The sequence below is a fragment of the Klebsiella sp. PK18 genome, from assembly GCF_057784655.1.
Genome location: NZ_CM173493.1, coordinates 4,901,615 through 4,926,936, shown reverse-complemented (window position 1 = coordinate 4,926,936; position 25,322 = coordinate 4,901,615). Strand labels below are relative to the sequence as shown.

At 55.6% G+C, this 25,322-nt stretch carries 24 protein-coding genes; 10 read left to right on the top strand and 14 right to left on the bottom strand.

What is annotated here, in order from left to right:
* Positions 1-116: 116 nt before the first annotated feature.
* From AC3EMD_RS24215 to hsdR, 3 genes are all read right to left on the bottom strand, one after another.
* Positions 117-1,802, bottom strand: coding sequence for a restriction endonuclease subunit S (locus AC3EMD_RS24215; RefSeq protein WP_023322010.1), 1,686 nt, complete (start codon positions 1,800-1,802; stop codon positions 117-119).
* A complete protein-coding gene (locus AC3EMD_RS24210) occupies positions 1,802-3,271 on the bottom strand; it encodes an N-6 DNA methylase (RefSeq protein ID WP_023322011.1) in 1,470 nt (489 codons plus the stop codon). The genes AC3EMD_RS24215 and AC3EMD_RS24210 overlap by 1 nt, the downstream gene beginning before the upstream one ends.
* A gap of 69 nt (positions 3,272-3,340) precedes the next feature.
* Positions 3,341-5,770, bottom strand: coding sequence for an EcoAI/FtnUII family type I restriction enzme subunit R (gene hsdR / locus AC3EMD_RS24205; protein WP_023322012.1), 2,430 nt, complete (start codon positions 5,768-5,770; stop codon positions 3,341-3,343).
* A 223-nt stretch (positions 5,771-5,993) separates the two neighbouring features.
* Here hsdR and AC3EMD_RS24200 point away from each other — a divergent pair, with 223 nt between their 5' ends.
* Entirely contained in the window at positions 5,994-6,923 is a 930-nt protein-coding gene (locus tag AC3EMD_RS24200; RefSeq protein ID WP_023322013.1) for a 5'-nucleotidase, read from the top strand.
* A gap of 76 nt (positions 6,924-6,999) precedes the next feature.
* Here AC3EMD_RS24200 and AC3EMD_RS24195 read toward each other — a convergent pair whose 3' ends face one another.
* Positions 7,000-8,412 (bottom strand): aminotransferase-like domain-containing protein, encoded by a 1,413-nt coding sequence (locus AC3EMD_RS24195; protein WP_012969021.1) that lies wholly within the window; start codon positions 8,410-8,412, stop codon positions 7,000-7,002.
* Between the two features lie 177 nt (positions 8,413-8,589).
* On the opposite strand from AC3EMD_RS24195, the gene AC3EMD_RS24190 reads away from it, so the two are divergent.
* The 4 genes from AC3EMD_RS24190 to AC3EMD_RS24175 all read left to right on the top strand — a co-directional run bounded on the left by AC3EMD_RS24190 (position 8,590) and on the right by AC3EMD_RS24175 (position 11,512).
* Complete coding sequence (locus AC3EMD_RS24190) at positions 8,590-8,754, top strand: DUF1127 domain-containing protein (protein ID WP_008807599.1); 165 nt, start codon at positions 8,590-8,592, stop codon at positions 8,752-8,754.
* Positions 8,755-8,919: 165 nt separating this feature from the next.
* Positions 8,920-9,384, top strand: a complete 465-nt coding sequence (locus AC3EMD_RS24185) for a MarR family winged helix-turn-helix transcriptional regulator (RefSeq protein ID WP_012969020.1) — start codon at positions 8,920-8,922, stop codon at positions 9,382-9,384.
* A gap of 6 nt (positions 9,385-9,390) precedes the next feature.
* Positions 9,391-10,458, top strand: a complete 1,068-nt coding sequence (locus AC3EMD_RS24180) for an HlyD family secretion protein (protein WP_039102796.1) — start codon at positions 9,391-9,393, stop codon at positions 10,456-10,458.
* Positions 10,448-11,512, top strand: a complete 1,065-nt coding sequence (locus tag AC3EMD_RS24175; protein WP_008807596.1) for a DUF2955 domain-containing protein — start codon at positions 10,448-10,450, stop codon at positions 11,510-11,512. Before AC3EMD_RS24180 ends, AC3EMD_RS24175 begins: the two co-directional genes overlap by 11 nt.
* 2 nt (positions 11,513-11,514) lie before the next feature.
* Here AC3EMD_RS24175 and AC3EMD_RS24170 read toward each other — a convergent pair whose 3' ends face one another.
* The gene (locus AC3EMD_RS24170; RefSeq protein ID WP_008807595.1) at positions 11,515-12,429 is read right to left on the bottom strand and encodes a LysR family transcriptional regulator; all 915 of its coding nucleotides are present in this window, start codon (positions 12,427-12,429) and stop codon (positions 11,515-11,517) included.
* 363 nt (positions 12,430-12,792) lie between these two features.
* Here AC3EMD_RS24170 and AC3EMD_RS24165 point away from each other — a divergent pair, with 363 nt between their 5' ends.
* The 3 genes from AC3EMD_RS24165 to AC3EMD_RS24155 are packed head-to-tail and all read left to right on the top strand — an operon-like array spanning position 12,793 to position 15,060.
* Entirely contained in the window at positions 12,793-13,476 is a 684-nt protein-coding gene (locus AC3EMD_RS24165; RefSeq protein WP_008807594.1) for a nucleoside recognition domain-containing protein, read from the top strand.
* Complete coding sequence (locus AC3EMD_RS24160) at positions 13,469-13,936, top strand: YjiG family protein (RefSeq protein ID WP_008807593.1); 468 nt, start codon at positions 13,469-13,471, stop codon at positions 13,934-13,936. The genes AC3EMD_RS24165 and AC3EMD_RS24160 overlap by 8 nt, the downstream gene beginning before the upstream one ends.
* A 20-nt stretch (positions 13,937-13,956) precedes the next feature.
* On the top strand, positions 13,957-15,060 hold the full coding sequence (locus tag AC3EMD_RS24155) for a M20 peptidase aminoacylase family protein (protein WP_032732454.1): 1,104 nt from the start codon (positions 13,957-13,959) through the stop codon (positions 15,058-15,060).
* 191 nt (positions 15,061-15,251) lie between these two features.
* Here the strand turns inward: AC3EMD_RS24155 and AC3EMD_RS24150 are convergent, their stop codons facing one another.
* The 8 genes from AC3EMD_RS24150 to AC3EMD_RS24115 form a co-directional block, all read right to left on the bottom strand.
* A complete protein-coding gene (locus AC3EMD_RS24150) occupies positions 15,252-15,506 on the bottom strand; it encodes a putative Se/S carrier protein (RefSeq protein ID WP_012969018.1) in 255 nt (84 codons plus the stop codon).
* On the bottom strand, positions 15,503-16,270 hold the full coding sequence (gene yjiL, locus AC3EMD_RS24145) for a putative 2-hydroxyacyl-CoA dehydratase activator YjiL (protein WP_023322018.1): 768 nt from the start codon (positions 16,268-16,270) through the stop codon (positions 15,503-15,505). Before yjiL ends, AC3EMD_RS24150 begins: the two co-directional genes overlap by 4 nt.
* Positions 16,271-16,279: 9 nt before the next feature.
* On the bottom strand, positions 16,280-17,431 hold the full coding sequence (locus tag AC3EMD_RS24140; RefSeq protein ID WP_060619704.1) for a double-cubane-cluster-containing anaerobic reductase: 1,152 nt from the start codon (positions 17,429-17,431) through the stop codon (positions 16,280-16,282).
* Between the two features lie 97 nt (positions 17,432-17,528).
* Positions 17,529-17,768: a DUF2164 domain-containing protein gene (locus tag AC3EMD_RS24135; protein WP_008807589.1), complete on the bottom strand. Its 240-nt coding sequence runs from the start codon at positions 17,766-17,768 to the stop codon at positions 17,529-17,531.
* Positions 17,769-17,793: 25 nt separating this feature from the next.
* Entirely contained in the window at positions 17,794-19,041 is a 1,248-nt protein-coding gene (gene mdtM / locus AC3EMD_RS24130) for a multidrug efflux MFS transporter MdtM (RefSeq protein WP_012969015.1), read from the bottom strand.
* A 53-nt stretch (positions 19,042-19,094) separates the two neighbouring features.
* Complete coding sequence (locus AC3EMD_RS24125; protein ID WP_008807587.1) at positions 19,095-20,387, bottom strand: DUF445 domain-containing protein; 1,293 nt, start codon at positions 20,385-20,387, stop codon at positions 19,095-19,097.
* Positions 20,380-21,042 (bottom strand): LysE family translocator, encoded by a 663-nt coding sequence (locus AC3EMD_RS24120; RefSeq protein ID WP_008807586.1) that lies wholly within the window; start codon positions 21,040-21,042, stop codon positions 20,380-20,382. Before AC3EMD_RS24120 ends, AC3EMD_RS24125 begins: the two co-directional genes overlap by 8 nt.
* A gap of 47 nt (positions 21,043-21,089) precedes the next feature.
* Positions 21,090-21,905 (bottom strand): AraC family transcriptional regulator, encoded by an 816-nt coding sequence (locus AC3EMD_RS24115; protein ID WP_109956201.1) that lies wholly within the window; start codon positions 21,903-21,905, stop codon positions 21,090-21,092.
* A gap of 217 nt (positions 21,906-22,122) precedes the next feature.
* On the opposite strand from AC3EMD_RS24115, the gene AC3EMD_RS24110 reads away from it, so the two are divergent.
* Together AC3EMD_RS24110 and AC3EMD_RS24105 are read left to right on the top strand one after the other, a co-directional pair.
* Positions 22,123-23,061: an Rpn family recombination-promoting nuclease/putative transposase gene (locus tag AC3EMD_RS24110; protein WP_302073808.1), complete on the top strand. Its 939-nt coding sequence runs from the start codon at positions 22,123-22,125 to the stop codon at positions 23,059-23,061.
* A 158-nt stretch (positions 23,062-23,219) separates the two neighbouring features.
* Positions 23,220-24,590, top strand: a complete 1,371-nt coding sequence (locus tag AC3EMD_RS24105; RefSeq protein WP_109956199.1) for an NAD-dependent succinate-semialdehyde dehydrogenase — start codon at positions 23,220-23,222, stop codon at positions 24,588-24,590.
* A gap of 97 nt (positions 24,591-24,687) precedes the next feature.
* Here AC3EMD_RS24105 and AC3EMD_RS24100 read toward each other — a convergent pair whose 3' ends face one another.
* The gene (locus tag AC3EMD_RS24100) at positions 24,688-25,233 is read right to left on the bottom strand and encodes a YfaZ family outer membrane protein (protein WP_008807582.1); all 546 of its coding nucleotides are present in this window, start codon (positions 25,231-25,233) and stop codon (positions 24,688-24,690) included.
* Positions 25,234-25,322 lie beyond the last annotated feature (89 nt).

Here is a 25,322-nt window from a genome sequence, read left to right as displayed (position 1 = left end):
GAAAGAAAGTCCAGCTGAAAATCAATGAAAATAACGGTGTGGATGAAGAGAAATATTATTTTTAATGATGAGAATAAAGCGGCTATTTAGCCGCTTTATTGGTTTCTGGGGGCGGGTTAATTTATGGCAGCTTCGGTGAGAGCGTCGGCCAGGTGGAGCTGGGTTTGTTGGGTTGCTTTAATAATTTTCTTCAACTTTTCACAATCATTAATAAAGCTATCCACTTCAGATGAAATACGTAGCTGTTCTTTCAATGGCGGTAGAGGTAGGACTAAGCTAAAAAGCTTATCAGAAACAAGTTTACATGTTCCATGAGAGGAGCGATCTACTAAAGATAACACCCGGATTGAACAGGCTTGCATCATTTTAATTAAAAAATCAGGATGATATAAATCTGTTGATATAGCTTTCATATCTTGATTTATGGTTACTTCTTTTTTAGAAATAGCAACAGGGAATGTATGCGCAAGGATCATACCCCGGACAACAAACAAAAGGCTCTCTTCAGAGATGAGAGTTACTGAACTGTTTTGTACTGCGTCTTGAGATATAGAGAGTTCACTTTTTGATATGTAGTCTACTTTCATATCTTTTGGTGAAACCCAAGGTATATCACCTTCCCAAAATGCAGAATTATTCTTGCTTGGTGTTCCACCACCCTTTATTTCACCAATCTCTCCGAATCTTACCCATTCCCAATTATTTGGGGTAACAAACGGTTTTTCCTCATCACTAATCGGCGGCAGCGGTTTTTGCTTTTTCATTTTCCCGTCTTTCACCAATTGCACTTTTTCCTTCGCAATACGCTTGAGCAGTTCAGAGGCCGGTTCGTCGTTCGGATCCTGCGGCACCAGTTTGCCCATCACCGCCAGTTGCAGAATGGTCTGCTTTAAGGCGTCTATGCTGGCTTCGGTGGTAAACAGCGTGTCGAAATGCTCGCTGATACGCGCCCAGTTTTCGGCCAGTTCATCGGCGTTCTGGCTGCTGGTTAGCGTGGTTAGCAGGGTTTCAACCAGTTGTTGATGCGCGTCCAGACTGGTCAGGGAGTACTGTTCCAGTTGGTCGCAGAGGGACATCAATTCATTTACTTTTGATACGATGGCTTTCTGTTCGCTTTGAGGTGGAATTGCTATTGTTAAATTATAAGCGTCGTTACGATTTAAGCCGGGCTTAATTCCTTTTCCCAAAGTATCGAGGCCTAAGGTATGAAATTGTATAAAGACAAACTCGAGATTCATCGCACTTGGAGGGATAGTGCTGTAAGCAACATCTGTCACCCAACAGGCAGCCTGATCTGAGAGGTTTAATGCCCCTGCTGAACCTTTTCTGCCGATAACAATACATGGAGATTTAATGCATGCTTCGTTATGTGTACCTACAATTCCATTGGAGCCATATACATTGTATTCGCCAGAATTAGATCTTTTTTCTTGAGGTAAATTATTACCATATTCCATTTCATAGATGCTACCAAACCGCACCCACTCCCACCCCACCGGCAAATCAAACGGTTTCTCCTCCTCGCGAATCCCCGGCAGCGGCTTCTGCTTTTTAATTTTTCCCTGCTTCACCAGCTCGGCCTTTTCCGCCGCAATGCGTTTCAGTAGTTCCGACGCCGGTTCGTCGTTCGGATCCTGCGGCACCAGCTTACCGCGCACCGCCAGCTCAAGAATCAGCTCGCGCAGCTTCTTAATGCCGTACAGGTCGATCTTACCCGAGCTGCCGCGCCCGGCCGTGGAGCGGGTCTGCAGCGCCGTGGTCCAGGTGTCGATATGATCGACAATCAGTTTTTCCACCGCCATCAGTTGGCCTCCTTACCGGAGAGCGCCGCGCCGAGGATATCGCGCAGCTGGTGGCGCAGGGTCTGGATTGCTTCCTGCTGCTTCGCGTACTGTGCCAGCAGTTCGTCCGGATCGTGGCTGACGGTTTCCGCCTGGTGCGGGTTTTTGATATCGAGGTTAAAGTTGCGGGCAATCACCTCGTCGATGCTTACCTTCCACGCCTGTTCGTTCTCGACGCGGCTGGCGAAGCCGTCGGCTTCGTTGCCCCACCAGTCGATCTCGGCCTGGAATTCTTCAAACTTCATCGGCTTGGTTTTGCTGTAGTTTTTCACGCCCGCCGGGTACGGATGCTCGTAGAACCAGATTTCTTTGGTCGGCTGGCCTTTGGTAAAGAACAGCAGGTTGGTTTTGATCCCGGTGTACGGGTTAAACACGCCGTTCGGCAGGCGCACAATGGTGTGCAGGTTGCACTCCTCGGTGAGCAGCTTTTTGATTTTGGTTTTCACACCTTCGCCAAACAGCGTGCCGTCTGGCAGCACCACCGCCGCGCGGCCGTTTTTAGCCAGCACTTCAACGATCAGTTGCAGGAACAGATCCGCCGTTTCGCGAGTCTGCATATCGGAAGGGAAGTTCTTCTCGATACCGTCTTCTTCGGTGCCGCCGAACGGCGGGTTGGTGACGATCACATTCAGCTGTTCATCCCACGACGACAGCGGCTTGTTGAGGGTGTTGTCGTGACGGATTTGCACCGGCACTTCGATGCCGTGCAGCAGCATGTTGGTGGTCGCCAGCAGGTGCGGGAGCTGTTTTTTCTCCACGCCGTGGATCTGCTGTTGCAGCGTCTGGTGATCGGCCACGCTCTTCACGTAGTTGTTTTTTACGTGATCGAACGCGCAGGCGAGGAAGCCGCCGGTGCCGCAGGCCGGGTCCATAATCGACTCGCCGAGCTTCGGATCGACGCGATCGACCATAAAGCGGGTGACGGCGCGCGGGGTATAAAACTCACCGGCATTGCCCGCCGATTGCAGATCTTTGAGGATCTGTTCGTAAATGTCGCCGAACAGGTGGCGCTCGCTGGCACTGGTGAAGTCGATTTCGTTGAGCTTGTTGATCACCTGACGCAGCAGGGTGCCGTTTTTCATGTAGTTATAGGCATCGCTGAACGCCTGTCTGACCACAAAGCCGCGCGGGTTTTTATCGATGGGGGCGGTGAGGTTTTTCAGCGTTGGGAACAGGTCATCGTTGACGAACTCCAGCAGGGAATCGCCGGTGATGCCTTCGGCGTTCGCCGCCCATGTGCGCCACAGGTAGCGCTGCGGAATGGGGAGTTGGTAGTTATCCTGCTCCAGTTCCAGCGCCTCTTCCTGGGCGTCGAAGATCTTTAGGAACAGTAACCAGGAGAGCTGACCCAGACGCTGTGCGTCGCCATCGACGCCTGCATCTTTACGCATGATGTCTTGTAATGATTTGATAGCCGAACTGATTGACATGGGGTCGTCCCTTTATAAAAAACAAAGCCACCTGCGGCAGACGGGCCGCAGGTGGCGTAATCAGGATGGTCAGGCAGAGCGGGAAGGAAGCTGGTAAATTTCGCTTTCCAGGTCGGTCACTGCCTGCATATAGGTGCCTTTATCGCCAAAACCGTCGGTGATGATCTCCTGCAGAGTTCCCATCTGGTCGAACGGTTTGAGCTTCAGCACCTGAATATTCTCGATTTCTTCGACGCCGGCATCAGCGTATTTGTCCAGCAGATTACTGAGCACGGTCTGCGCGACATCGGAATATTTAGTGAAATAATTACGCTTGCGAACGTTGTCTGCACGCTCTTTGCGCGTGAGCGGCGGCTGACCATACACCACATGGCAGAGCATGTCGAACGGGTCGAGATCTTTGCCAACCTCTTCCGCCAGTACATCCCAAAGGATTCCCTGCAATTCGAGCTCTTTGATTACCGCCGCTTTGCGGTCAGCATCTTGCCATTTCTGAACAAAATCATCCAGTGAGGCGCAGGCTTTGAGCACGGTTTTGCGGGTGTAATCTTTGAATGACTCGGTGACCAGCTTGCCGTCGGCATCATAATACTGAACGCGCTGAGACACGACGCCTACGGTGACACCGTTAATATGGAATTTGCGGATTCGGTTGTCTTCTTCTTCCGGAAGTAGGCCTGAATTGTCGAATGAGCCGGTTGTATACGTTGCCGGATCTTCATCTGCCCCTGTAACGTCGTCCTCTGCAAAAACGTCAAAATCGTCTTCATCCAGCTTTTCATCGAACCCGGAATTCGGGTCGGTAATGTCATCCGCAGTGGCTTCCATCACTTTTTCCGGGATACCGTCGAAACGCTCATCGGCGAAGAGCTCAGTGGCCTTTTTAAAGTCGAGAATGGTGAACCACAGTTTGCCGTAGCTTTCTTCGATGCGAGTACCACGGCCGATAATCTGCTTAAATTTGGTCATCGAGCGGATGGTTTGATCCAGCACGATCAGTTTGCAGGTTTTCACGTTCACGCCGGTGGTCATCAGTTCTGAGGTGGTCACAATTACCGGCCATTCTTTTTTCTTGTCGCTGAAATTCTGCAACTGACCTTTTCCTTCGTCGTCGTCGCCGGTAATTTTCATCACGTATTTATCGTTACGTTTTACCATCTCCGGGTTGAGATTGATCAGCGCCCGACGCATTCGTTCAGCATGAGGAATGTCTTCGCAAAATACGATGGTTTTATCCATCGGATTGGTGCGTTTGAGGTAATCGGTAATAGTTTTTGCCACCAGTTCAGTACGCTCGTCGATGACCATCGTACGGTCGAAATCTTTCTGGTTATAGATTCGGTCGTCAATCAGTTCACCGTTGAGGTCACTCTGGCCACGCACGGGCCGCCAGCCCTGTAAATCAACATCAATATCGACACGTACCACTTTGTAAGGCGCGAGGAACCCATCCTCAATGCCTTCTTTCAACGAATAGGTGTAGATCAGATCACCAAAATAGTCGCTATTGGAGATCTCGTGCGTTTCCTTCGGCGTGGCTGTCATACCAATCTGGGTAGCGGAGCTGAAATAATCCAGAATTTCACGCCAGGCGCTGTCTTCAGAGGCGCTACCGCGGTGGCACTCGTCGATGATAATCAGATCAAAGAAATCTGGTGAAACCTGCTTAAACGCTTTTTGATGCTCTTCATTGCCGGTTAACGCTTGATAAAGCGCAAGATGGATTTCGAAAGCGGGATCGAGAGTGCGCCCGGTGATTTTGGTCATTGCGGAACCGAAAGGCTGAAAGTCATCAAGTCGGGTTTGATCAACAAGGACGTTTCGGTCAGCCAGGAACAAGATGCGTTTTTTTACGCCAGCTTTCCATAAGCGCCAGATGATGTGGAACGCCGTCAGCGTTTTACCCGTTCCTGTTGCCATGACCAGTAATAATCTCTTTTGCCCGGTGGACACGGCTTCCAGCGTTTTGTTGATGGCCTGGAGCTGATAGTAGCGCAACCGTTTCTCACTGCCGTCGTTGTAATAATCTTGTGTGACGATCGGCATCTGGGCGGCGGTATAACCTTTCCAGAGGCAATATTTCTGCCACAATTCGTCAGGCGTTGGGAATTCGTCGAGGGTAATTTCTCGCTCAATCGCGCCGGTTGCTGTTTTATCGTGGAAAATAAAGCCATCGCCGTTAGAAGCAAATGCAAAGGGAACGTCCAGCAGGTGTGCATAACCTAGAGCCTGCTGCATACCTTTGCCGATTTCATGCTTATTGGCTTTGGCCTCGATAACAGCTAGTGGCATATTGAGTTTGTGGTAGAGCACGATATCGGCGGATTTCACCGTTCTACGCGCCGCGACTTTGCCGCGCACGATGACCTTACCGTCCCGGAGTTTGACCTCCTGTCGGATTTGAGTTGTGTCGCTCCAGCCTGCATCGAGGATGGCGGGCATAATGCGTTTGGTGATGATATCTGCTTCCGTCAGGGTACTCAGGTTCAGGTCAGCCATTGGGTATTCTCGATAGAATCGGATAGCTCTGATTCTACATAAAAAAAAGATTATATGGATAGCTTTAGGTGATATGGATCACATTACATGCTGATTTCGATAAACTATACATTCAACGACATTGAGCGTTATATTAGTAATCTCTGATTGCAGACGTTTTTTATCAATATACTTCCGTTTGTAATAATCAGTAAGGTTAAGTTTATATCTGGAGACTGTGTATATGCCTTATGATTTATCGTCCCGATTAGTTATAGGTTTGGCATCAAGCGCGCTTTTTGATTTAGATGAATCAGATGAAATATTTCGAACAAAAGGCGAGGACGAGTACAGGAAATTTCAGCGTGAAAATCAAGATAAGCTCTTAGGGAAAGGTGTTGCATTTCCATTCATTAGACGTCTTTTAACATTGAATAAAATTAACCCAAGTAATCCTCCTGTAGAAGTTATCCTTTTATCAAGGAATGATCCAGATACCGGGTTGAGGGTAATGAATTCAATTGAAAGTTACGGGTTAGGTATTACCCGGGCTGTTTTCCTTCAAGGTCAGTCTCCTCATAAATATATCCCAGCATTGGATATTGAGTTGTTTCTCTCCGCAAATTCTCAAGATGTTAATCAGGCTGTAATGGCTGGGTATCCTGCAGGTCAGATTCTTAAGGGGAATATTAAGGATGATGTTCAGGATCATGAACTTAGAATTGCATTCGACTTTGATGGAGTTATCGCAGATGATTCTGCGGAAGCTGTATACCAAAAAAGCCATGTGCTTGCAGATTTTCATAATTATGAAGCTCAACATGTCAATGAGACTCATAATCCGGGACCATTGAAAGATTTTCTTCAACGTATATCTAATATTCAGAAGATGGAAGAAAAATTAGAGAGAGAAGATCCAGCATATAGACGTATTCTTCGCATTTCAATTGTAACGGCGAGAAACGCTCCTTCACACAAGAGAATGATCAATACGATGAGAGCGTGGGGGATCAATGTTAATGAAGCATTCTTTATGGGCGGGGTAGAAAAGAACAAAATCCTTGAAATTATGCAGCCACATATGTTCTTTGATGATCAGCGTCTCCATCTCGAACCTTCAGCATCTGTTTTACCTTCTGTGCATATACCATTTGGTGTGACGAATAAAAGATAATGGTGTAATTAAAATATAAGGCCCCGATATTTTGGGGCATATATGAGATATTACTTGCTGCTTTTAATTAAAATAATCACTCCATCGCCACCTTCACCGCTTCTCCCAGCTTCACCATCACCGCTTTATGTTTCTCGGTCGGCGGCAGGGCGCAGTTGATCCTGACGCAGTTGCGATACTTGCCCGCTGCCGAAAACAGCGAGCCCGGCGCGACCTGGATCTTCAGCCGGCACAGCTGTTTGGCGACGCAGACCATATCCACCTGCTCCGGGAGCTCCACCCACAGCATAAAACCGCCTTTCGGCCGGGTGACGCAGATCCCGCACGGGAAAAACTCCCGCAGCCAGCAGGTGTAGATCTCCATATTACGCTGATAGATCTGCCGCATCCGCCGCACGTGACGGTGGTAGTGGCCTTCGCGAATAAAATTGCAAGCCGCCAGTTGGGTTGAAGGGACGTTAGTGCCGCTGGCGGCGTACTTCATCTGTAGCAGCTTGTCGTAGTAGCGCCCGGGCGCTATCCAACCGATGCGCAGGCCGGGGGCGATGGTTTTGGTAAAAGAGCTGCAGAGCATCACCCGGCCGTCGATATCCCAGGAGTGAATGGTGCGCGGGCGCGGGTACTCGGTGGCCAGCTCGCCGTAAATATCATCCTCGAAAATCACGATATCGTGGCGCTGGGCCAGGTTCAGCACCGCGCGCTTGCGAGCGTCCGGCATGATAAAGCCCAGCGGGTTATTGCAGTTTGGCACGAGGATCACCCCTTTGATCGGCCACTGATCCAGCGCCAGCTCCAGGGCCTCAATGCTGATCCCGGTTTCCGGATCGGTAGGGATCTCAATGGTCTTTAATCCCAGTCCGCGCAGCATCTGCATCGTGCCGTAGTAGCAGGGAGATTCCACCGCCACGATATCGCCAGGCTGGCATACCGACAGCAAGGCCAGAGACAGCGCGCTATGGCAGCCGCTGGTGAGCACCAGATCATCAGCCGTCACTATCGAGCCGCCGTCAAGCATCAGACGGGCGATCTGCTCCCTCAGCTCGCGGCGCCCGGCCAGCTCGTCATAGTTCAGCACTTCGCTGAGGTTATGCTGGATCGCCCGGCTCAGTTCGCGCCAGATAGGCTTCAGGCTTGGCTGTGTGACATCCGGCGAGCCGCCGCCGAAGGGGATAATCGATTTATCGTAGCGGGCGTCGAGCATGGTCAGCACCTGATCCCACTGGGTGATCTCCACCGGGCGCTGTACCGGACGCGACATCGGCGGCACCGGCGGCTGGGCCTTGCGCGGGGCAACGAAATAGCCCGATCGCGGCTGCGGTACGATCATCTGCTGCTGCTCAAGCAACTGATAGGCCTGCTGGACGGTGCTGATGCTGACGCCATGTTCCTGGCTCAGGCTGCGCACCGACGGCAGTTTTTCGCCGTGGCGATACAGGCCCTGTTCGATGCGTTCGGCCAGCAGCGTAGCGAGATGTTGGTAGCGGGTCATACTGTATCCTTAATTTCCGCCATACAGATGGAATAACCAGTACAGATTGGCGTAAAAATTGGGCTCTGGTGTACGTTTTAGCTAATCTGTATGTTAAAGAAAAGCGTTTTGTGAATCTGTATTCCTTGGCCCCAAATCCGTGAAGATAAAGCCTCTGGCAAGGTGAGGAGGTAGAGGATGGAATTTCACGAGAACAGGGCAAGACAGCCATTTATCGGTTTCGTACTGCTGGTGCGGTTTATCAAAAAATGGTGGCTTCAGGAGCAAACGCGCAGAGCTTTGCAGCGAATGAGCGACGAACAGCTGAAAGACATCGGCCTGCGTCGGGATCAGATCAATTAAAAAGTGCGGTTTTTTTCAGGCATCATTCCTTCTTTGCCCCGGTAAGCGCTGGCGACGCCGGGGAATACATTCACGAAATTTATCAATTGATGCGGCGCGATCGTCCGTTTCTTGATACTTACCCTGATAAGTATTATTTTCTTCTCAACAATGAGAGGAAAACCTGTGACCGAAGACGACCTGTTTGTCCGCCGCCCGTTGGGGATGAGAATGGCCATGGTGGTGCGCCAGTGGCGCGCCATTATTGACTCCGCTATCACCGATACCGGACTCACCCAGTCCAGCTGGACGGTGTTGATGCAACTGCATCAGCTGGGAGACAACGTCTCGGTCAGCGAACTGGCGGAGGTGCAGGGAATTGAACTGCCGCCGCTGATGCGCACCCTCTCGTTACTGGAAAAGCAGGGCTATCTGGTGCGTTCTACATCGCCATATGACAAACGCATTCGCCTGCTGACGCTGACCGCCGAGGGGCGGGCGATTCTGGAAAAACTGAGCTGCGTGATCGAGACCTATCAGGAACGCGTGACTCAGACCATCCCGGAGGCCGACCTCGCCACCTTCAGCGCCACATTAAATCAAATCGCCTGCCGTTTGCGGAATATCCGCGAAGAAGATAACAAGATCTAACACACTATGATGACGCCTGAACAAAAATTTGCCCGCTGGGTACGGGTGAGTATTGCCGCTTTTCTGGGAATATTCGCCTGGTTTATCGTTGCCGATATCTGGATCCCGCTGACGCCGGACTCCACCGTCATGCGCGTGGTGACCCCGGTTTCGTCGCGGGTCTCCGGCTATGTCTCGCACGTTTACGTGCACAACAACAGCCAGGTGAAAAAGGGCGACCTGCTGTATGAGCTCGACCCAACGCCATTCATTAATAAAGTTGAAGCGGCGCAGATCGCCCTCGAGCAGGCGAAACTGAGCAACCAGCAACTGGATGCACAAATCGCCGCCGCCCGCGCCAACCTGCGCACCGCACAGTACACAGCCCGTAACGATAAGGTCACGCTCGATCGCTACCAGCGCCTGAGTACGATGCAGAACGTCTCGCAGTCCGACCTCGATAAGGTGCGGACCACCTGGCAGACCAGCGAGCAGTCGGTCTCGGCGCTGAACGCGCAGATCCAGAACCTGCTGATCCAGCGCGGTGAGCGCGACGATAAGCGCAACGTCACTCTGCAGAAATACCGTAATGCGCTGGAGGAGGCGCAGCTGAACCTGGCCTGGACCCAGGTGCGTGCCGAAACTGACGGTATGGTCAGCAACCTGCAGCTTAACCCGGGGATCTACGCCACCGCGGCGACGGCTGTGCTGGCGCTGGTCAACAACAACACTGACATCGTCGCCGACTTCCGTGAAAAGAGCCTGCGCCACACGGCGGTGAATACCGATGCAGCGGTGGTCTTTGATGCCCTGCCGGGGCAAGTCTTCCCGGCGCACGTCACCAGCAGCGATGCCGGGATTCTGGCGGGGCAGGAGGCGGTGAACGGCCAGCTGTCGCAGCCGGAGCAGTCCACCCGCTGGGTGCGCGACGCACAGCGCATGCGCATTCACGTCGCCCTGGATCAGCCGCTGGACAAACCGCTGCCGACCGGCGCCCGCGCCACGGTGCAGCTGTACAATAGCGAGGGACCTTTCGCCCGCACCTTTGCCGGCCTGCAGATCCACCTGGTGAGCTGGTTGCACTATGTCTATTAATACCCTGGCGCACGTCTTTACCCCGCACGGCAATATCGTCTACACGGCGAATGATTTTCGCCAGACGGTGCGTATCGCCGTGGCCGGGACGATTGCTCTCAGCATCTCCACCTTCTACGACGTGCAGTACGGTGTGTTTTTCGTGGTTTATCCGCTGATGCTGATGTCGCTGGTGCCGGTGTTCAACCGCCATGTCGCCCGCCAGTTTGTGTTCAGCGCGGCGGTGAACTGCGTCGAAATGGTACTGATCGTCGGTTATCTGTCGCAGTGGCCGGTGATCATGACCCTGGTGGTGTTCGCCCTGTACGTGATGCGTTTTCGCTTTATGAGCCAGGGGCCGCTGTTTCTGCTGGGGTCGATGGGGGTGGTGTGCCAGAGCACGATGCTCAACTTTATGAGCTACCCGACCAGCAACTGGCACACCCTGATGTTCTCCAATATGGAAGCCTGCGTGCTGGCGGTGGCGCTGAGCGCGCTGCTGCATTACCTGATCCCGGACGTCGAACCGCGCAAGCCGCCGCCGCGCATTGAAAAAGACGCCGCCCGCATTCGCCACGAGTCGCTGCTCTCCGGTACGGTCGCGACGATCATCTTTGTGGTGTTCCAGATCTGCGATCTCAGTGACTCGCTGTCGGCGCTGATGGCCGGGATCTTGATCCTGTTTCCGATGCACTATCGTGGGGCGGTGATCAGCTCGATCTGGCGCGTCGTCGGGGTGGTGCTGGCCTGTCTCTATATTCTGGTGGTGCAACTGATCATCTATGATTTCAGCAACCACATGATCCTGATGATGCCGCTGATTGGTCTCGGGCTGGCCTTCAGCGCCCGCCTGCACGTGATGGAGAAAGTGGGCGCCGGGGTGGGCTTCGCCAGCATCACCACCATCGGCATTATGTTCGGCCAGAATCTGCATCCCTATCAGGATCTGGTATTCAGCGACCTGTACCGCATCACCTCGGTGACGGTCTCGCTGGTGGTGACGCTGACTCTGGTCTTTCTCATGCACCGTCTTCTGAACTGCTTTGCGGCGACGCGCTTTGTGGTGAGCGAATAGGGTCACACCGTCATCGCCCGCTGCGCATCGCGAAAGGCGTTATGGAGTAAGCGCCACATATGGTGCGCGGCGGGGGGAAAGCGGCGGTTCGAGTTGCGTAATAAGTGGCATTGGGCGCTGCTGGCGATCGGATGGTCGATGGGGACCGCCTTTAGTATGCCGTGAGCGATTGCTTCCCGGGCGGCGAATTCGGTCATGAAAGAGATCCCCAGACCGGCCTGGCTCAGGCTCATGGCGGTGGAAAAGAGGTTGCAGCGATAGGCCGGATGAAACTGCCGCCCGGCGGTTTTAAACATGGCGTTCATATGGCGCTGTAGGCCAAAGCTTTCTGTCAGGGCGATCAGGCGATATTGCGTTAGCTCATCGATGGTCACCATTGACTGTCGCGCGATGGGATGCTGCGGAGAGACCACCGCGCAGATGGGCCCCCACTGGAAGCTGTGGCGTTTAAGCTCCGGATTGCCGATGGGGCCGAAGGCGACCGCCATATCCGCTTCACCGCTGGCGATATCGTTGAGCATCTCCTGCATATTGCCGACGCTAATATCAACGAATACGTTCGGCCACGACTGCGAAAACGTGCTCATCACCGACTCGATAAAGGTCGTCACCAACCCCCCGCCAATTCTCACAGAGATGGTGCCGCCACGCATATGGCGTAAATCCTTTAGATGACTCTCCAGCTTTTCCCGCCGCTGGCGGCTTTCGTGGTAATCCTCGGCCAGCAAACGTCCGGCTTCAGTGAGCGCCACATTGCGCCCCTGTCGCTCCAGCAGAGGGAGTTCCAGCGTTCGCTCCAGCTGCGCTATCTGGCGACTGATAACCGACGGATTAATCCCCAGAATATCAGCGGCCCGCCGAATGCCCCCCTGGATCCCCACTTCGTACAGATAGCTCATGGGACGTTCGTGTAACATCCTGTCTCCCTCCTTTGTTGACTTCAGGTCAACAATAACATCCTTTACCAGACATTTATCATCCCGGCTAGTTATAGATAATCGTGATTCAGGTACATAACAGACAAGGGGAGTCACGGAACGGATTAACTGCCATGGCAATAAACCAGTACCACCGGTGGTTGCCAATAATAAGATATCGATATGCCAGTAAAAAGATAAATAAGTGAGGTATATGCCTGTTGCCGGCTTTTCGGGAAAAGAGAGGCACCTTATTTATTGATGGGTGTTTTACGTCAAAATAATCAATGCCAAAACCAATACATTGAAAAGCGTCCAAATGGCAAAAGACCAATAAGATATTTCATAATGTGAGGACAGGGTATGAGTGAAAATAAAACGTTGGAACGTTCCTCCGACGACGCGACAAATGAGTGGCGGGTAGGACCTGGGGCATGGATCTCGCTGGTGGTGGTGTTATTAGTCTTCTCCGGGCTGCTGTTTAAAGTGGAAGGGATGGCCTGGCTGGGGGCTTTCGACTTTACCACCCTCGGCGGCGCATTTGGTACGATGAAGACCCCGGAAACTAACACTTTTATCGGCAGCGGCGGCATCAGCGCCAAGGCCGGTTTCTTGTTTGCGCTGTCGCTGGTCCCTACGGTGATGCTGGCGCTGGGGTTGCTGGAAATCTTTACCCATTATGGCGCGATACGTGCAGCGCATAAGCTGCTGACGCCGTTGTTACGCCCGTTACTGGGGATCCCGGGTTATACCGGTCTGGCGTTAATTACCGACCTCCAAAGCACCGATGCCGGGGCCGCGTTGACCAAAGAGCTGTATGACAGCAAAAAAATTAGTCGGAAAGATGTGGTGATTATGGGGGCATGGCAATATTCCGGCGCCGGTCTGATCAATAACTATTTCTCCATTGGCTCAGCGCTTTTCGCGTCGTTAACCATCCCTATTATTATTCCGCTGCTGTTAATGTTTGTGCTGAAATTCGTTGGCGCGGCAATCACCCGTCTGGTTTTGAATACGGCCTATAAAGGGGATTTTGATAATGAGTAATTCGGCAAAAGTGGCCAGTAATCCGTTTGATATTTTTGTTATCGGTGCACGTAAAGGATTTAATATCGCCATCAACAATCTGATGCCGAATGTATTAATGGCATATGTGATCGCCGAAATGCTTAATTTGCTCGGGGTGATGCAGTTGATAGGCCAGGTCTGCGCGCCGCTGATGGGCCTGTTTGGCTTACCGGGCGAAGCGATTACCGTGCTGCTCACCTCCTGGCTTTCCGCCTCGGCGGGGACGGGAGTGGCGGTGAGCCTGTTGAGTAAAGGCACCCTCAACGTGGCGGACGTCACCATCCTGATCCCGGCCATCTTCCTGATGGGTTCGCAACTACAGTATATGGGGCGGCTGCTTGGGGTGGCGGATGTACCGAAAAAATACTGGCCGCTGCTGATGGCGGTGAGCATTATCAACGCCGTCATCGCCATGCTGGTCATGCGCGTGATGGCATAATGAAAGGCAAGGAGTCAGTTGTGTCGCGAACGTTAGAGCATTTCAATTATCTGCACCAAATACCTGAGCTGGGCTTTGAGGAGTACAAAACCTCGGCTTACATCGGCGACGCCCTGGCGGCGGCAGGGTTCCGGGTTCACCGCAACGTTGGCGGGACTACCGGGATTGTCGCCGAAATCGATAGCGGGGAACCGGGGCCAGTGGTGGCGCTCCGGGCAGATATGGATGCGCTGGGCCATATTATCGATGGCCGCTTAGAGGCCCGTCATACCTGCGGTCATGATGGCCACTCTTCGGTGGTATTAACCGCCGCCGAAGAGATCCTCGCCGAGGGGCTGGTAAAGCGTGGGAAGTTAAAAGTGCTTTTTCAGCCTGCTGAAGAGCTGGGGACGGGCGCGATCGCTTTAACGGAGGCCGGGGTACTGGATGACGTAGAGATGCTGTTCGGCTTCCATCTCCGGCCGCTGGAAGAGTGTCCGATGGGCCAGGCGGTACCGGCAATGTACTATTCCGCTTCGGCGACGGTGATGGTGGATTTTCACGGCAAAGCCGCTCACGCCGCTCGTCCGCATCTGGGCATTAACGCGCTGGATGCCGCCTCGCATGCAGTACAGGCGGTGAACGGTATCCATCTGGCGCCGTCGCTCACCTGGAGCGCGAAAGCGACGCGCTTTCTTTGCGATGCGGGCGTCACCAATTCGGTGCCGGCGAAAGCGCACGTCTGTTGGGATCTGCGCTGCGAGGAAAATGACGGCATGGCGACACTAAAAGAACGCGTGGTCAGGGCTATCGAGAGTAGCGCAGCAGCATATGGCGCCAGCGTCGACATCCGGGTAGTCAAAGAGATGCCGGCGGCGATTATCGACGCAGAAGCCACGGCTATCATAAGCCAGGCAATATGCGAAACCTTTGGCGAGGCGGGCTTAACGGCCGCGAAGAGTACGCCGGGCAGCGAAGATTTTTTCCACTATTTGCGTCTGCGCCCGGCGGTGAAAGGTGGCTTCTGGGGACTGGGCTGCAACCTGCTGCCGGGCCTGCATCATCCGGAAATGCATTTCGATCGCACCGCGCTGGCGGATGGCGTGCGGGTATTCAAATCCTGCGTTCGCCAGCTGTTGGGCTGAGGCTAAGCTGCCAGCCCCCGGGTAGCGGCTTACGCCTTACCCGGGCTACGGTTGGGCATTTTGTCGGTAGCCCCGGTAAGCGTAAGCGCTACCGGGGAAGCGTCCCGGATGTCGGCTAACGCCTCATCCGGGCTACCGCGGTGCGCATAGGCAGCCGGGGAATAACGGCAAGATCGCATCGGATGGTAAACTCACGCCGGTCGCGGAAAGTTCGCCAACAGGTGATAGTCAGTTCCGGCGACGCGAAACAGGGCTGCCGTTTCGCCGGGTATAACCCATCGTTGCTCATCGCCAGGCATGCAGCTCAGGTAAATGCACAGCCCGCAGCCGCTGCGCAGCTGGCGCGGAATATCCTTCACCTCGAAGGTCATTCCCGCCGCCTGCAGGGCTTTGCGCATCCGCACCACCCCCACCGTGGAATGAAATAAAAACAGGAAGGTTGTCATCCGCGCCTCCGCTGGCGCTGGCCGATCAGCGCCGCGCCGATCGCCCCGGCAAACTGGGCGTCGGGATGGGTTGTCACCGCCATGCCGACATGGCTTTCCAGCATCCGGGCAAAGGTGGCGCAGTGGCTGACGCCGCCGGTAAACAGCAGTGGCCCCTGCGCCGATAAGCGGCCAATAAAGTTCGCGCTGCGCCGGGCCATGGCGTTAATCACCCCGGCCAGAATCGCCTCCGGCGCGACGCCGGCCGACCGCAGGCTAATGACCTCCGATTCGGCAAACACCGTGCACATGCTGGTAATCGCATGCGGCTCGACGTCTGCAGTGATGCTGTCGAGTTGTTCGACGCTGGCGCCAAGCGTCCGTGAAATGACGTCCAGAAAGCGGCCGGTGCCGGCGGCGCATTTATCATTCATCAGGAAGTCGCTGAGATTGCCCTCGGCGTCCAGCTGGATGACTTTGCTGTCCTGGCCGCCGATGTCAATCACCGTGCGGGTGTCCGGCGCCAGCAGGCGAGCGCCGAGGCCGTGACAAGAGATCTCCGTCACCTGCTTATCGGCAAAATCCACCAGCTGGCGACCATAGCCGGTGAGGGTTAAAAAAGGCGTCTCCGTGAGGCCAGCGCGTAGCGTTTCCCAGGCCTTATGGATGGCGTCGGCGGGGCGAAAGGGAGTGGGGCAGAGGAAGCGGCGTACAATGACGCCGTCCGCCAGCAGGATGCCTTTTGTGGCGGTGGAGCCGGAATCAATGCCAACCGTATAGTTCACGCGAGCTCCTTACAACATTTCGATAAAGGCGGCGACGCGGGTGCTGAGCTGGCCGAGGTCCGCCGTCGAATAGTCGGTTTCTATCGCCATATAAGGAAGGTCGTGCTGCTTGCGCAGATGGCGTTTAATCGCCAGCGATTCCACGGCATAGGTATGGCAGGCCTGCAAAATGACGTCGATCACCCCGTCGGCCTGATACTCCTCCACCATCTGGCTCAGCAGCTGCAGACGCTGGTCGTTGGGGGAGATACAGGAGCAGCCGATGGCGAGATATTTATCGGTTAAGGCGTCGTAGACGTCGCCCTCTTCCGCCACGCAGCGCTCGGTGGCTTTCGCGCCGGTGCAGTTTTCATAGCCGACCACCCAGCCGCCGTTTTCCTCGATGGCGCGGACCACTTTTTCCGCCGCGCCGCCGATCGGGCAGCCGGTGATCAGGATCCGCGGACGAGGTTCCAGCCGTTTACCCTGCCGCCACTCCTGATGGATGCGGTCCGCCATGGCATGCAGTTCATCAATCAGGGCGGTTTTGTCGAAACGGAAGGTAGCGCCATACACCACTTTCAGGATGTCGCCGCCGCTGAGCGCCGGCGGATTGAGTTGCCCGAGACGATAAAAGTGGGCCAGCGCCCGGCGCTCGCGATTTTTCAACACGATGGCTTCGCGCAGCGCCGCCTCGCTAATCGGCGTGCCAAACCGGGCCTCAATCACCTGCTGCAGGCGCAGGATCTCCGCTTTCCACAGCGCGCGGGAAGCCGCGTCGCTGGCGCTGTTCGGCAACTGCATGACGTGGACCGCCTTGAACTCGGCCATGTACTCGTACATCTTCTTTTTACCGTCGCAGGTGGTTTCCCCGACCACCAGGTCAGAGAAATAGAAGTAGGGGCATTTATCGGTTTTGCCGAAGCCATAGCTGCTTTTGATCAGCGGGCAGAGGTTGCGCGGCAGATCTTTTTCCGCTTCCTCGATGGTTTCATCGGAGGTGGAGCACAGTGAAACGACAATGGCGCCCGCCGCCATGGCGATCTCCTGAGGCATAAAGGTGCAGTAGGTGCCCACCAACGGCACGTTCTGCTCTTTAAGATCCATGACGGTGAGAAAGCCCTTCTGGCGAGCTTCTGAGAACTGGTCAAAAATGGCGGGTAGATCGGTGATAAGCGACATGATTTTCCTTCCCCGTACACGGGAGATGCTGAAAGAGTCGCCATTATAGCCCTGTTGTTTGTGAGCTTTTATTGATCTCCTGCGTCTGCGCGCGGCGTTAATAGACCTTCTTCAAATCCATCTCTTCCTGGATCCGCTCGCTCCACGCCAGATGGGTGCGGATGGCCTCTTCGATACCGGCGTTGTAAAACAGCGGCCCCAGCTCTTTGGCGATAAAGTCGACAAAAAACTCGGCGTCAAACTGCTCCAGCTCGAGGTTGAAGGTCTCTTCGCAGTACTTGCTGAGCTTATCGCGCAGCAGGTCGCGCTGTGCCGGGCTGAGTTCAATGTCGTTCATGATGGAGCTTTCTCCGTAAAAGGGCTCACGACTGCCGGGCTTCGATCACCGCTTGCCCACACTGGCGCTGATGGCGTAACAGTCCGGCCAGGCAGCAGGCGGCGACGATCCCGGCGGCCACCGCCAACAGGTGGAAGGGGAGTCTGCCGCCATGGAACCACAGCCAGCGCGCGCCTTCAATCGATAACGCGCTGACGCTGAGGATCACGATATTCAGCGAGGCGGAGACCGTGCCTTTCGGCAGGTCGTTGGAAAAGAGGGTAAAGCGAAACAGCGTCGGGAAAATCAGCCCGATGCCGAAGGCGTAGAAGCAGGTGCCGAGCACTGACCACAGCCAGACGTGCGGCCATATCAGATTCCCAACGATCAGGATGGCCAGGCCGAGCATCTGTATGGGGACCGCGCTGAGCACAAAGCGCGGGCGGGTGGGATCTTTTACCCAGCGCGCCACCGACAGATTAGCGATGATGACGGCGCTAAAGACTGGTACCTGGCTCCAGGCGAACTCGCTGGTGGTCAGCCCGCCGGCGTCCATTAAAATCACTGGCGATACCGCCACCCAGCTCATCAGCGGAATATAGCTCAGCGACAGCGTGGCGGCGCCGAGTAAAAAGATGCGGTTACGAAAGACGGCGCGGAAATCGCGCAGCACGCCGGGCAGGCTGAATGGCACATCGCCGCGGCGCACCGTCTCCGGCATGGTCAACAGCAGGCCGAGCCAGGCCACCAGCCCCATGGCGGCGATGATGCCGAACAGCGCTTTCCAGTGGATGAAATGCATCAGCGCCGCGCCGGAGAGCGGGCCGACGATCGGCGCCACCAGCACGACGGAGGTGATCACCGCCATCAGCCTGATCGATCTTTTTTCCTCAAAGGCCTCCTGTACGGTGACGTAGCCGACGGTGGCGATAAAGCAGATGCTGGTGCCCTGCACGAAGCGGGCAATCAGGAACTGGGTCATGGAGGTGGTGAACAGCGTCGCCAGGCACGCGAGGGTGAAAATCAACGCGCCGGTGAGCAGTACCGGACGCCGTCCGATCCGGTCAGAGAGCGGCCCCAACAGCCATTGCAGCGCCATGCCGCCGGCCATATACAGGCTCACCGAGGCAGGAGCCAGCGCCACATCGGCATTGAAATCCCGCACCACGTGGAGGATCCCCGGCTGGATCAGGTCGGTAGTAAGATAGGCTGAAAAATCATACAGAATGAGCGCCGCCGGGAAGAACAGCGCGGCGGCGTGGCGGGTCAGCCAGTGGGAAATCCGGTGCATCATTTCTCCCTCCCTGTGGAATATTTATCAGCGCTATTGTTCGGATAGTATCATTGCTAACCAATATGCAGATGCAGCAGCGAGGGGATCTGCGAGAACAGCCACAACATCAGGCCGATGGTCCCCCCCACCAGGGTGCCGTTGATGCGGATAAACTGCAGATCTTTACCGATATTGAGCTCGATCTGCCGCGACATATCGCGGGCGTCCCAGCTCTTCACCGTGTCGCTGATATGGCGGGTGAGGAAGGCGGCGAACTCCGGCGCCACCCGGTGCGCCGCCTGTTCCAGGTGTTCGTTAAGCGATTCGCGCAGGGCGTCGTCGCGGAGTAAGGTTTCACCGAACCACTGGCCAGCCTCGGCGATGCGCTGCTTAATACGTGAGTCATCGCTGCTGATATCGTTTTTTACCCAGCTGCGCAGGTCGCCCCACACTTCACCGAGATAGCGGTTAAAGGTCTCATCATTTTTCAGATATGCTTTGATGTTCTCGGCCTTCTGCGCCATGAGCGGGTCGGATTTCAGGTTGTCGATAAGCTTCTGCACCGCGTGGTCGAAGGCCTGGCGGATCTGGTGGGTACGGTCATGGCTCACCTCGTCCAGCAGGGTATTCACCGCATCGGTGACCATCTCGGCGCTGTGCTCGCCGAGCCACTCGGTGGGTAACAGTTTGGCCTTCAGCGGGTGCTCGGTCTCCAGCCAGCGCACGATGCCGCGGGCGATAAAGGCGCGGGAGTTGTCCCGCTGCAGCAGGGCGATAAGCTGGCTTATCAGCGAATCCAGCAGCTTCTGGTGGCGATTGTCGCGGGTCATTCCCTCCAGCATCATGGCGCTGGTCTGCGTCAGGTCGACTTTATCGATCGCCTTATGTACCGCGCGGCGCAGCAGGCGCTGAATGCGTGCGTCGTCGGTCAGTTCAAGAAAACCGCTCATCACCTGCAGCAGATGCTGGCCGACCCGCCGGGCATTCTCCGGCTGGCTGAACCAGTTGCCGAGCATCAGGGCTGGCTCATAGCGGCGGATCAACGCGACCAGCGACGGGGTATCGAGGAACTTCTCCTCGACAAAGCGGCCAAGATTATCGGCGATGCGGTCTTTGTTACGCGGGATAATCGCGGTATGTCGTGCGACAAAGGGCAGCGGAATACGACGAAACAACGCGACCACCGCAAACCAGTCGGCCAGCGCCCCGACCATCGCCGCTTCGGAAATGGCCTTTAGCGCGCTGACCCACGGCGTCGGCGGCAGCAGCAGGGTGGTGATAAATAGCGCGGCGGCGATCAGCAGCAGCGACAGCGCCAGCAGTTTGGCGCGTTTGAGTTCAGCGAGTTTTTCCATAAACTTAAGCATATAACCTGACGGCGAGGTCGTGCAAAAATCGCCAGATAATCCACAGACCGAAGATCATCAGGACCGCCCCTGCCGCCCGCTCGACTCGCCAGACGATGGCGCCCAGGCGGCGCTGTACCTGCGGCAGCGCAATCGCACTCACCAGCAGTAAATCCCAGAAGAACACCACGCTGACCATCCACAACCCGCTCACCGTTTGCTGCAGCAGGGTGACCGCCGGCCCGAGCAGGGAAGTCATCAGCGCCAGATAAAACAGAGCGTTTTTGGGGTTGAGCAGCGATGACCCCAGCCCGAGCAGCAGCTGCCTGCCGAACCCCGGACGCGATGCGCGAATGCTCTCCACCGCCAGCGTCGCGGGACGGCTGCGTATCAGCAGGCTGCCAACCCACAGTAAATAGCCCGCCCCCAACAGCTCAATGAGCAAAAACAGCAGCGGCGCCTGGCGCAGAAGCCCCCAGCCGACGATGGCGAGAACAATATACAGCGCATTGCCGGCGGCGATGCCGAGACATAATCCGATGCTGCCGCGGATCCGGTAGCGCACGGCGTAGCCGACCAGCAGAAAAAAATCAGGGCCCGGGCTGAGCAGAGCGACAAAGTGAGACAGGGCTAGCGCCGGGAAGGCGGCGGGAAAGAGCGTCGATAAGGTATGCATAGTGGCCTCGATAATGGTACTGAGGCCACCCTAAGCGAAGTGCCGTATTACTTATTGTCGGATATTGATCTGCTGTGCGCATATTGCCGCGGCGTGGCGGCGGTATAGCTGACAAAGGTTTTATGGAAATGGCTCTGATCGGCAAAGCCAGCCTGATAGCCGACATCGGCAATAGGGTCCCCGGCGCGTAAACGCGTTTTCGCATATTCGATGCGCGCCATGTTGATCAAACTGGCGGGTGTCAGGCCGGTATCCTGTTTCACGGCGCGGATAACGGTCTCTTTACGAAGCGCGCTGTCGTAGGCCAGCTTATCCAGCGACGGCGGCGCTGGCAGATCTGTCGCCAGGCGCTGAAACAGCAGGGCGCTGGCGTGATGTGGCGCCTGCGGCGCGGCGGCGCACAGCGGCAGCGCGTGCAGGAGTTGCGCCAGCCGGGCGGGCAGTTGTTCAAGGCTCCCGCGGCTCATCAGGGCGACAACCTGCTGGAAACAGGCAAAGAGAGGGCTGTCGCGCAACAGTGGCTGCGGCGAGGCGATACTGGCGCCAGGGGGAATATCCGGGCGCTGCGCGTGGCACCATGCCGCCTCCAGGTACAGCATATGATAGCTGCGCGGCCTGTCATGCAGCGGATTACAGCTATGCGGCGCGTGCGGGGGGATCACGATCAGATCCCCGGGCTGCAGGAGATATTCCTCACCATTGCACAGGCAGCGCGTTTCCCCCTCGATAATCGCCCCCACCGAGAGCTGCGGGTGGCTGTGGCGTTTGTAGGCCTGGCGGCTGCGCCAGGTGCTGCGCAGCTCCAGCCACGGTAGACGATCGTCTCGCCAGAAGGTTTGGGGGATATCTCGGGTATGGTTCACCGCATCGACCTTTGCTGAGGAGGGAGAGGTCGTTTATAGCATGCTGCGCGGAGGCTGTCGCCCGCCTGGATTTGCGTACCGCCTCGAAAAAGGATGTCGCGCTTGCAGTCCGGGGAAATCTATTTTCGTGGCGGTGCGTAAAGGTTGTATTGCCCGGGTGTCAGAAACATTCCGAGCGCGTAGAGTCCCTGCAGGATAAGCAGGCAGGGATGAGCCGATGGCAAAGGGTACCACCTCGACGCCGCATGATGCGGTGTTTAAACAGTTTCTCACTCAGGCCGACACCGCGCGTGATTTCCTGGCGATCCATTTACCGCCTGCGCTGCGTCAGCGCTGCGACCTCGATACCTTACAGCTGGAATCGGCAAGCTTTATCGAGGAGAGCCTGCGGGCCTGGTACTCCGATGTGCTGTGGTCACTCAAAACCGCGTCTGGCGAGGGCTACATTTATGTGGTTATCGAACATCAGAGCTCGCCGGATGCGCAGATGGCCTTCCGCCTGATGCGCTACGCCATCGCCGCGATGCAGCGCCATCTTGATAGTGGTCATACCAGACTGCCGCTGGTGGTGCCGATGCTCTTCTACCACGGGGCGACCACGCCATACCCGTGGTCGCTCAACTGGCTGGACTGCTTTACCGATCCGCAACTGGCGAGGGAGCTTTATATCTCGCCCTTTCCGCTGGTGGATATCACGGTGATCCCCGACGATGAGATCGTTCGCCATCGGCGCGTGGCGTTACTTGAGCTGATACAGAAGCATATTCGCCAGCGCGATTTAATGAACATCGTTGGGCAACTGACGACGATTTTACTTAGCGGGGACGCTAATGACAGACAGCTAAAAACGCTGTTTAATTATCTGCTGCAGACTGGCAACGCGCGCCGCTTTGGCCGGTTTATCCACGAAGTGGCGCAACGGGTTCCTCAGCACAGGGAGAGATTGATGACCATCGCCGAAAGATTACAGGAAGTGGGCCGCAGAAAAGGCAAACGGGAAGGCCGGCAAGAAGGATGGCAACAAGGCAGACAAGAAGGACAGCATGCCGAGGCGCTGCGCATTGCACAGAGGATGCTGGACGACGGTATTGCCTGCGAGACGGTAGTGAAAATCACTGGCCTGGCCGCCGACGAGATCGCCACGCTGGAACATTGATAACGCCGGGGCGGCCTGAGGGTAGCCCCGGTTAGCCTCTTTATGGAATATTCCGGATATACCTAACTTTACCCGCATCGCCAGCCATCTCGACTACCCTTAATATCCTTGGCGGCATTTTTGACTGCCTTAATAGCGATAACAAGGAGACATGCGAAATGGCCTATCAGACGGTGAATCCTGCGAACAATCAGCTTATTAAAACGTACCCGGCGCACAGCGACGCGGACGTGGAGGCGGCGCTGCAGCAGGCGGATGCGCTCTACCATTCTGCCTGGGCAAAAGGCGATATTGAACCGCGGCTGGCGGTACTGCATAAGCTGGCTGATCTGATCGACAGCCGGGCGGAGGAACTGGCAAAAATCGCCAGCCAGGAGATGGGGAAACTCATTAAGCAGAGCCGCGGCGAAGTGAAACTTTGCGCGCAGATCGCCCGCTATTATGCCGATAACGCCAAATCGTTGCTGGCGCCGGTGAAATATCCCTCCGAACTCGGCGACGCCTGGGTTGAGCATCATCCCATCGGCGTCTTAATGGCGGTGGAGCCGTGGAACTTCCCCTATTACCAGCTGATGCGCGTCCTGGCGCCAAACCTGGCGGCCGGCAACCCGGTTATCGCCAAACACGCCAGCATTGTGCCGCACTGCGCGGAGACCTTTGCCCATCTGGTGCGCGAGGCCGGCGCACCGGAAGGGGCGTGGACCAACCTGTTTATCTCCCAGGAGCAGGTGGCGAAGATTATCGCCGACGATCGCGTGCAGGGCGCGGCGCTCACCGGGTCGGAGAAAGCCGGCAGCGTGGTGGCGGCGCAGGCGGCTAAGCATATTAAGAAATCGACGCTGGAACTGGGCGGCAACGATGTGTTTGTGGTGCTGGACGATGCCGACCTGGAATGCGCGGTGAAAATCGGCGTCCAGGCGCGGCTGAATAACGCCGGCCAGGTATGTACCGCTGCCAAGCGTTTTATCCTGCACGAAAATATCGCTGAGTCGTTTCTGGCGAAATTTAGTGAGGCGTTTCGCCAGGTGAAAATCGGCGATCCGCTGGATGAAAGCACCACGCTGGGGCCGCTCTCTTCCAAAGATGCGCTGGACACCCTAAGCAAACAGGTGGACGAGGCGGTGAAAAATGGCGCTACGCTGCATCTGGGCGGCAAAGCGGTGGCACGAGAAGGCAATTTCTTTGAACCCACCATTTTGACCGGTATCACCCGTGACAACCCGGCGTACTTCGAAGAGTTCTTTGGCCCGGTGGCGCAGATCTACGTGGTGAAAAATGACGAGGAGGCAATCCAGCTGGCCAATGATTCCCACTATGGTCTGGGCGGCGCGGTCTTCAGTCAGGATATCGAACGCGCCAAACGGATGGCCTCCGCCATTGAAACCGGGATGGTTTATATCAACTGGCTTACCGATACCGCGCCGGAGCTGCCGTTTGGCGGCGTGAAGCGTTCCGGTTACGGACGGGAGCTCTCCGATCTCGGCATCAAAGAGTTTGTGAACCAGAAGCTGGTGGTGGTGCGCCACTAAGCCTATGACCCGGCCATAAAAAAACCTGCCATTCGGCAGGTTTTTTTATGGCTAATGCTCAGCGCACCTTAACTTTATCGCGGGGCGTTGACCATAATCAGAAGGTGACCCCGCCGCCCACATAGGCGCCATCAATCAGGGTGTGGTTCGGGCGACCCTCTTTACCGTCAACGCTCACATGGCGGTAACCCACTTTCAACGTCACTGGACCAATCGGAGACCAGCTCACGCCGCCGTTCGCTTCGACATAGTTTTTTACGCTGTTGTTCAGGCCGTCCGGCGCGACATACCCTTCGCCAAACACGTGGATGCTGTCGGTCAGGGCCACGTTCACCCCGCCGCCGACCGGAAACGCGACGCCGTTATCGCCTTTTTTCGGCCCGAGGTAGATAGCTTTCGCGCCAGCGTTGAGCATAACCGGACCTACTTCCAGATTGTAACCCGCGCCAACGCCGCCGGTCTGGCTACCATCATCGGTATTCTTCAGCCAGTGGCTTTCGGCGTACAGGCCAGAAGAGGATTTACCCATTTCCATATTCAGATTGGTGAAGTTTTTACCTTGTTCAACGGTAAATCCCATCGCCATGGCGGAACCAGAGACCGCGGTCAGGGCAGCAACAATCAGGATGTTAAGCTTTTTCATGGTTTGCTCCTCGTCATTAAATTTGTCTGAGCGCACCTTAACAATCGATGTTTACCTCTGCAAATGTGACTTACGTCAATTTTTTATGC